Annotated in this window: 6 protein-coding genes and 1 pseudogene; 2 read left to right on the top strand and 5 right to left on the bottom strand. The window is 48.9% G+C overall.

The window, feature by feature from the left end; translation table 11 throughout:
- Window positions 1–126 (top strand): annotated as a pseudogene (locus H6F50_RS26840) (ISAs1 family transposase); the annotation flags it as partial.
- Window positions 127–525: 399 nt separating this feature from the next.
- Here H6F50_RS26840 and H6F50_RS01575 read toward each other — a convergent pair.
- Both H6F50_RS01575 and H6F50_RS01570 read right to left on the bottom strand, forming a co-directional pair.
- A complete protein-coding gene (locus H6F50_RS01575) occupies window positions 526–1,452 on the bottom strand; it encodes an acyl-CoA desaturase (protein ID WP_190425588.1) in 927 nt (308 codons plus the stop codon).
- 115 nt (window positions 1,453–1,567) lie between these two features.
- On the bottom strand, window positions 1,568–2,713 hold the full coding sequence (locus H6F50_RS01570) for a M23 family metallopeptidase (protein ID WP_242028856.1): 1,146 nt from the start codon (window positions 2,711–2,713) through the stop codon (window positions 1,568–1,570).
- On the opposite strand from H6F50_RS01570, the gene H6F50_RS26835 reads away from it, so the two are divergent.
- A complete protein-coding gene (locus tag H6F50_RS26835; RefSeq protein ID WP_242028855.1) occupies window positions 2,686–3,000 on the top strand; it encodes a hypothetical protein in 315 nt (104 codons plus the stop codon). The two genes, H6F50_RS01570 and H6F50_RS26835, sit on opposite strands and share 28 nt — an antisense overlap.
- A gap of 61 nt (window positions 3,001–3,061) precedes the next feature.
- Here the strand turns inward: H6F50_RS26835 and H6F50_RS01565 are convergent, their stop codons facing one another.
- The 3 genes from H6F50_RS01565 to H6F50_RS01555 form a co-directional block, all read right to left on the bottom strand.
- Window positions 3,062–4,990 (bottom strand): glycosyltransferase family 39 protein, encoded by a 1,929-nt coding sequence (locus tag H6F50_RS01565; protein WP_190425583.1) that lies wholly within the window; start codon window positions 4,988–4,990, stop codon window positions 3,062–3,064.
- Between the two features lie 280 nt (window positions 4,991–5,270).
- Complete coding sequence (locus tag H6F50_RS01560) at window positions 5,271–5,813, bottom strand: hypothetical protein (protein ID WP_190425580.1); 543 nt, start codon at window positions 5,811–5,813, stop codon at window positions 5,271–5,273.
- Window positions 5,814–5,983: 170 nt separating this feature from the next.
- Window positions 5,984–6,628, bottom strand: coding sequence for an ATP-binding protein (locus tag H6F50_RS01555; protein WP_347277125.1), 645 nt, complete (start codon window positions 6,626–6,628; stop codon window positions 5,984–5,986).
- Window positions 6,629–6,899 lie beyond the last annotated feature (271 nt).

Below are 6,899 nucleotides of genomic sequence, written 5' to 3'. Positions count from 1 at the left end.
CGCGCCACTCAGGGACACTGGGGGATTGAAAACCGGCTGCATTGGGTCAAGGATGTTACCTTCGCTGAGGACTTTCCATTACGACGGGGCGGGAATGCTCCGGTCAATTGGGCAATATTACACAACTTTTTTATCACTATTGCCAGATATCTTGGTTTCCGCACTATCCCACAGGCACAACGGGCTTTAGCTAACCAACTCCAGAAAGTTTTTTCTTTTTTTGTATGAAACCACCCTGCTGCCCGCTTTTCCGGGAGGGATTCAATATTCCCTCTCCGTTCACGGAGAGGGGTTGCGGGTAAGGTTCTTTATATTGCACTAAGAGTGAAAACCCCTATAAACCTAATTTGTAGAGGCAGGTAATCTCCACTAAAAGTAGGGGCACGGCAATGCCGTGCCCCTAGGAAATTTTCGGATATCAGGGTGTAACGCTTTCTAACAACGCCTAACAACATTTTTGAGTTAGTCCAGGCGTTTTATATCAAAATGAGATGCTTTCAGCGGCTAATGGATCAAATTCACTCACTATCCAACTGAAGAAGTGATGCTTTTCAGTTCGATTTCGCTTGAGGATGGAACTTTGACATTCCAGACAAGCCCTAAGCGATTGAGGGCGAGGATACCCAACCAACCGAAATCAAGTTGCCACCATCTGAGTCCAAACCTTGCCGAGTGCTGGAAAGCATGGTGGTTATTGTGCCATCCTTCACCGAGGGTCATGATGGCGACGAAAAGGTTGTTTTTACTTTGATCGTCTGTAGGAAATTGGCGTTTTCCCCAAAGGTGGCAGACTGAGTTGACGCTAAAAGTAAATTGATGCAAGAGGAAAATCCGGATACCTCCTCCCCAGATTAAGCCTCTTAATGCTCCTGACCACGACCCGGTTAAGACTCCACCCAGAAGCGTCGGAATTAACAGAGAAAGTAGCACCCAAAGGATGTAGAGCTGGTCGATTTTTTGGACAACTTTGTCACGATTGAGATCCGAGACATAGGGGTATGGGGGCGTCCAATCGACGTTTAGCAGCCAGCCAGTATGGGCGTGCCAAAAGCCTTGAACAACTCCCCAAAACCCTTCTCCGTGAATATTTGGTGAGTGGAAGTCTTGTTGAGTATCTGAGTAGAGGTGATGACAGCGATGGTGGCTCACCCAGCTGGCGACTGGGCCTTGACCTGCCATGCAGCCAGCGATCGCTAAAAAAGCCCGTACAAATGCCCCTGCCTGAAAGGCACGATGGGTGAAAAACCTGTGATACCCCACAGTGATGCCAAAGAAAGTCAGGGCGTACATCCCTACGAGTAGACTCAGATCCAGCGGCTGGACCCCACGTTCCCAGAAGATGATAGCCAGGGTCGCAGCGATAAATCCCACCACAGGCATGGCGACGACGATGACATTCAGTGCTTTCTGAAAATTGCTGATTTTAGAAGGATTCGAGAAAGAGATTGACACTTGTTTGGTTGAAATAGACTACTCGCGCAATAAAACTAAGAATATCTGATTGTTTGCCGTTAAATTCCCGGATAATTGTCCAGTTTAGGGCTGATACGAGTCGGTTTTCATGAGCCTAAAGGAAGGTAATCGGGTCTACAGGTGTGCCATTTTTACGGACTTCAAAGTGAAGATGGGGTCCCGTAGAAAAGCCAGTAGAACCAACTGCCGCGATCGCATCTCCTCGGCTTACGGATTGTCCTTCCGAAACATAGATTTCGCTGGCGTGACCGTATAAGGTGGTGATGCCATTGCCGTGGTCGATAATTACCGCCTTCCCGTAACCTCCATACCATCCGGCAAAAATTACCTCTCCGCTGTTGGCGGCGCGGATCGTGCTGCCATAACTTCCCCCAAAGTCAAGACCAGAATGGAAACGGCGGTAGCCCAGAATCGGGTGGACTCGCCAACCAAAATTGCTTGTAATTCCCGCATCGCTGGGGTAGCTGAAAATACCCGATCCGCGAATAATGTCGCGACCGCGAAGAATCGCTTTGCTCGCTGCCGCTTCTCTTTCTCTTTTTGCCTTCGCTTCTGCAACTCGTTTTTGAATGAGAGTGCTAATCCCTGCGGAATCCTCTGCTAAAACGTTCTCGGCGGCTTCTAAGGCTTGCCGGTTGGTATTCAAGCGTTGAATGAGCTGCTGCTGAGCCTGTGTCTGAGCTTCAAATTCGGCTTTTTGTGCCAGCAATTGCTGGGTAATCAGAGCAATTTGGTTTTTCTGCTGTTCGATCTCGGTTTTTTGGCGATCGATTTGGTCAGCTTCCGCCTTCAAGTTTTTCAAGATTTGTTGGTCGGCTTGAAACACCAATTTGATCTGGCGACGCCGGTCGGAAAATTGACTGAGATTTTGGCTAGAAAGCAGGATTCCCCATCCTTGGTGAGAGAGTTGCTGGCGTTGCAGGAAACGCAAACGGGCAACTGTGGCGGCTTGCTTTTGTTGATAAGAGCGTTCCGCGATCGCCAGATCCTCTTGTAACGTCTTTAATTCCTGAGTGGCTCTTTGTAATTGGTACTGGTAGTCATTAAGCTGGGTACCTGTTAATTCCAGGTTTTGCTGCAAGCCGCTGAGTTGTCCCTTCGCGGCTTTTTGGAGTTTTGATAAGCGATCGCGTTCTTTAGAATAATTAGACCGCTGCCGATCTAGTTGTTGCTGCATCTGTCGCAGCGTTTCTATTGTGACGGGTGACGGCGATGGTAAATCTTCAGCGAGCACCGGCATCGCTAGCAAAAGCCAAAGGAAAATTAGGCTACAAATTAGGCAACCAACAACCGGCAATCGGCACTGATGCCAAAAATTTTTCCTTTTTCCTGAAGATGGTGCTTTCATCCTTTCAAACTCAGTCGTGCCAAAACGCCGAATTTCATCATGATGCCACCAGAAATTTTATTCACCTAATATTCCAGTCGGCTTGCCGAACAAGCATTGCCGAACCACTGCATTTCCTGCCCTCTCCACCCCCAACCCCTAAGCGAAAAGACAGAGGGATTGCGCGTGAGGTGTTCTAATCACGGGCAATTATCCAGGCTTGATATGACTGCAAGCTGCGGCAGTTTAACAATTTAGCATTTAGCTAGAGTGTCGATGCTGGACACTGGCGACGATTTGTTTTGACAACCGAATGAGTTGATAAGCACCGGCTTTGCCTAAATTTTGGTACTCCTTGGGCTGTATTTTTGTGTTCTCTAAATATTTAGGCTCAGTCAAAATCAATACCGAAGGTGGCTTGGGTTGAGTCGCCGCGATCGCTTCAATGTATTCCATTGCCGAGCTAACTTTGGCAAAGTAATTCACCGGGCGCTGCGTGTAAAATACGACACTCGGTTTTTTGAAACCAATCATTAATATGGCTTCCCCTGGCTGCTGGACTTGGGCGATCCGTGCCGATAATTCCCGCAGCGGCATCTGACGTGCTCGATCCATCATGAAGTAGGCAGGCGTTACCACAAAGATGATAAAAGCCATAAATCCGATTAGATTTGAAGTCCACAGCCAACGCCACCGCCGTCGTTTCAGCAGCAACAGCCCTGTCCAAATAGCGGTTGCCCCCCAGATGATGCCTCCCCACACCGTCAAACCAGATCGTTGAACCATTTGGCGCAGATCGGGCACGGCAGGGTCATATCCTAAGAAGTTTGGGCTGTATAGAAGCGCACCTGCCAGAACTGATAAAAACACCACATTGACAACGCCACTCCAAAACAAAGGACGGAGGAATGAGGGCTGAGGACTGAGGACTGAGGACTGAGTGGGGAATTCTCCTTCCGGCTGGTTAACTGCTAATTCTGAACTACCGACTTCTTCCTCAGTTCTCAGTCCTTTCACCCCAGTCCTCAATTGGTCGCTGAACAAAAGTGCCACCAAAATTCCTGCTGCTGGCATTAAAGGCAGCACATAGCTGGGGAGTTTTGTCACCGCAACGGTGAAGAAGCCAAAGATCCCGGCAAACCAAAACAGAGCAAATAAACCTAAATGAGTAGAACGGGGGGAGTCCCGCCATTTGCCGGGCTGCCAAAAGCGGAGACGGGCGATCGCTACCGGCAAATAAATCGACCAAGGCGCAAAACCCAGCAGCACCACTAGGAAGTAAAAATACCAGGGTGCCCAGTGGTGATTAACAACGCCTGTGAAGCGTTCCAAGTTGTGATAACCAAAAAACTTATTAACGTAGTTTTCGCCGTTCCGCAAAATCACCAAAACATACCAAGGCACTGCCAAAACCAACACCAGTGCCAAGCCCCGAATCGGAAACATCTCCCGCAACACTTCCTGAGCCTTGCCCAGGTAAAGTAGAAAAGCCCCAATAATCAGAACGGGTAAGACAATGCCGACCGGCCCTTTCGTCAAGATTGCCAAGGCAACTAGCACGTAGAAAGCGAGATACCAACGAGTTTGGATCGCGGGTTGGTTGGTGTTGACATAGCCAAGAAAAAAAGAAAGTAGCGCACAACCCACGCAGCCGGTTAGCAGCATATCAGAGACGCCTGTGCGTCCCCAGACAATCATTTCTGGATTTAGAGCGATCGCAGCCGCACCCAGCAAAGCCGATAGCCACAACTGACGCTGCGTTATCATCCCATCCCTAGCTTGCCCCGTCACCGCACTCGGAGAAGGAAGCCCATAGTAGCGTAACGTATAGAAGCCTAATCCCGTCACAGCGATCGCAGACAGCGCCGAAGGCAATCGCACCGCCCATTCATTAACGCCAATCAGTTTATAAGCGATCGCCATCAGCCAGTAAACTAACGGCGGCTTATCAAAGCGCGTCTCCCCGTTAAAATACGGTGTAATCCAATCTCCCGTCACCGTCATCTGGCGGGCAGCTTCAGCAAACAGCGGCTCAGTTTCATCAACCAGACCGATATTCCCTAAATTCCACACAAAAGCCAGCCAGCAAACCACCAGCACCCACAGAATCGATAGACCCGCCAGCCTGCTGGGATGCTTCTCCCAAGATTTCCACCAACTTCTAACCGTTCGCTCAACCCTAAATTTCATGAACCCCCGAACCGTCCGTCAGTAATGGGCAACCTCAAAAGGCATTTTCCCAGACCTTAATCTAGCTGGAAATGCGACGCCAGCGCACTCATTGCAAGATGTCATGACTCCCACCTACCCAGCAGCACTTCCTGACTCTGGCAAAACCTATGAGTTCCCTAAATTGCCATTGGTGAATGGGTAATTGATAAGAAGTCATGGGTAATTCGTCCGTAGAGAAGAAAAAACAACTGACTTCTAACTGCTGACTATAAACGAATGACCCCCGACTATCTACGACCTAAGATTGCAAAACCAGTTGCCATTCCGACACCTGAGCATTCCAGACAGGCAGAGGCGTCTCACCCACAACATACGGTCCCCAATACCGGCGGGAACCATCTTGGGCAAATGCCACCAGAATATCCCCCTTTTTTAGCTGCAAATCCCCTCCAGGCAGCGATAAAGTCACGCCCTGGCTTCCCCCTTCTCCTGGGGCAAAATCCCAGTGTGCTGGCTCTCCATAAGATGTCGTTGGTGGCTGATAAGTCAGCAACGCCAGCCGTAACGGATACTCCGTTTGATTCGTCACCCGTAAAGGCCCTTGACGAGTCGTAATGAGCGGGATTTGTCGATCGTCTGTAGGTGAGGCAACTGGTGTAGAATTCGGCAACTTTCCCGCGCCGGGAGGATTTTCCCGCAGTGAAGCATTCGTTTTTGAGAGCAACGAAGCATCTAACTTTACCCAATTGAGTTCCACCCGCTCCTGAAGCAGTCCCAGCCCTAACCCGATGAGTCCTAAAAGCACAGCAATCAGAAACCCAGGGTAAACCTTTAAAATCATAAGCTTTTGGATAGTCTTTCAGGAGTTTACCTTCCTTGATGGCAAAAAGCTCCGCCAAAGACGGACTCTTCGCGTGAGCGATCGCGCCCATCGCCATTTTTCATCTACGCCACAAAACAAGAATCTTGGGTGACGCTTCTAGACACTCAAGCTTTGGGCGTTTCCTGCCCCTATAACACTTTTGAGAGGGCTGCCTTGAGCGGAATCTCAATCATAAACTTCGTCCCTTCTCCTGGCGCTGAGATACAGCTCAATTGCCCACCATGTTTATCTACGACAATCTGATAGCTAATGGATAAACCTAGCCCCGTCCCCTTGCCTACCGGCTTCGTTGTAAAGAAGGGTTCAAACAGACGTTGCCGAACTTTTTCCGGCATTCCCGGTCCATTGTCAGCAATCTGAATCGCTACTTTTTCACCATTGATTACTTCCGTGTGAATCCGAATCTTTGGCAAGGGGTAATTCGCACTTTCGGGTCGATTATCGATTCCCCGTATCTTCTTACTCATTACCTCATCGATTGCATCAATTGCATTCGCCATAATATTCATAAACACCTGGTTAAGTTGTCCGGCGTAACATTCCACTAACGGCAACTCACCATACTCTTTCACCAGCTCAATTGCCGGACGCTCCGCGTTCGCTTTTAGACGATGCTGTAGAATCATCAACGTGCTTTCTAACCCAGCGTGGATGTCCGCAGGTTTTCCGGTGGCTTCGTCAATCCGCGAGAAGTTCCGTAACGATTGCATGATCTCTCGAATTCGGTCAGTCCCTACTTGCATCGAAGTGAGCAATTTTGGCAAATCTTCCATCAGATAATCCAGCTCGATTGTCTCAGCTTCCTCTTCAATCTCGGCAGGTGGATCGGGAAAATGTTGCTGATAAAGATTAACTAAGTTAATTAAATCGTGTACATACCCAGAAGCATGATGCAGATTACCGGAAATGAACCCAACAGGATTATTTATCGCTCTTTTGTCACTTTAGGGAGAGGATAATAGGCTAAAACGGTTCAAAGCCAGAATTTACCTATGACAGAACCACGTCCAGCCCAAGCCACCGTGAAATTTGTGGATGATTACT

Source organism: Coleofasciculus sp. FACHB-712, from assembly GCF_014695635.1.
In the GTDB taxonomy this organism is placed as follows: domain Bacteria; phylum Cyanobacteriota; class Cyanobacteriia; order Cyanobacteriales; family FACHB-T130; genus FACHB-T130.
This window is presented reverse-complemented; position numbering and strand designations above follow the sequence as displayed.

Excerpts from the sequence above, each read along its gene's own strand:
- H6F50_RS01555 (WP_347277125.1), bottom strand. The coding sequence starts at position 6,628 with ATGGAAGATTTGCCAAAATTGCTCACTTCGATGCAAGTAGGGACTGAC.
- H6F50_RS01565 (WP_190425583.1), bottom strand. The coding sequence starts at position 4,990 with ATGAAATTTAGGGTTGAGCGAACGGTTAGAAGTTGGTGGAAATCTTGG.
- H6F50_RS01560 (WP_190425580.1), bottom strand. The coding sequence starts at position 5,813 with ATGATTTTAAAGGTTTACCCTGGGTTTCTGATTGCTGTGCTTTTAGGA.
- H6F50_RS26835 (WP_242028855.1), top strand. The coding sequence starts at position 2,686 with ATGGTAAATCTTCAGCGAGCACCGGCATCGCTAGCAAAAGCCAAAGGA.
- H6F50_RS01570 (WP_242028856.1), bottom strand. The coding sequence starts at position 2,713 with ATGCCGGTGCTCGCTGAAGATTTACCATCGCCGTCACCCGTCACAATA.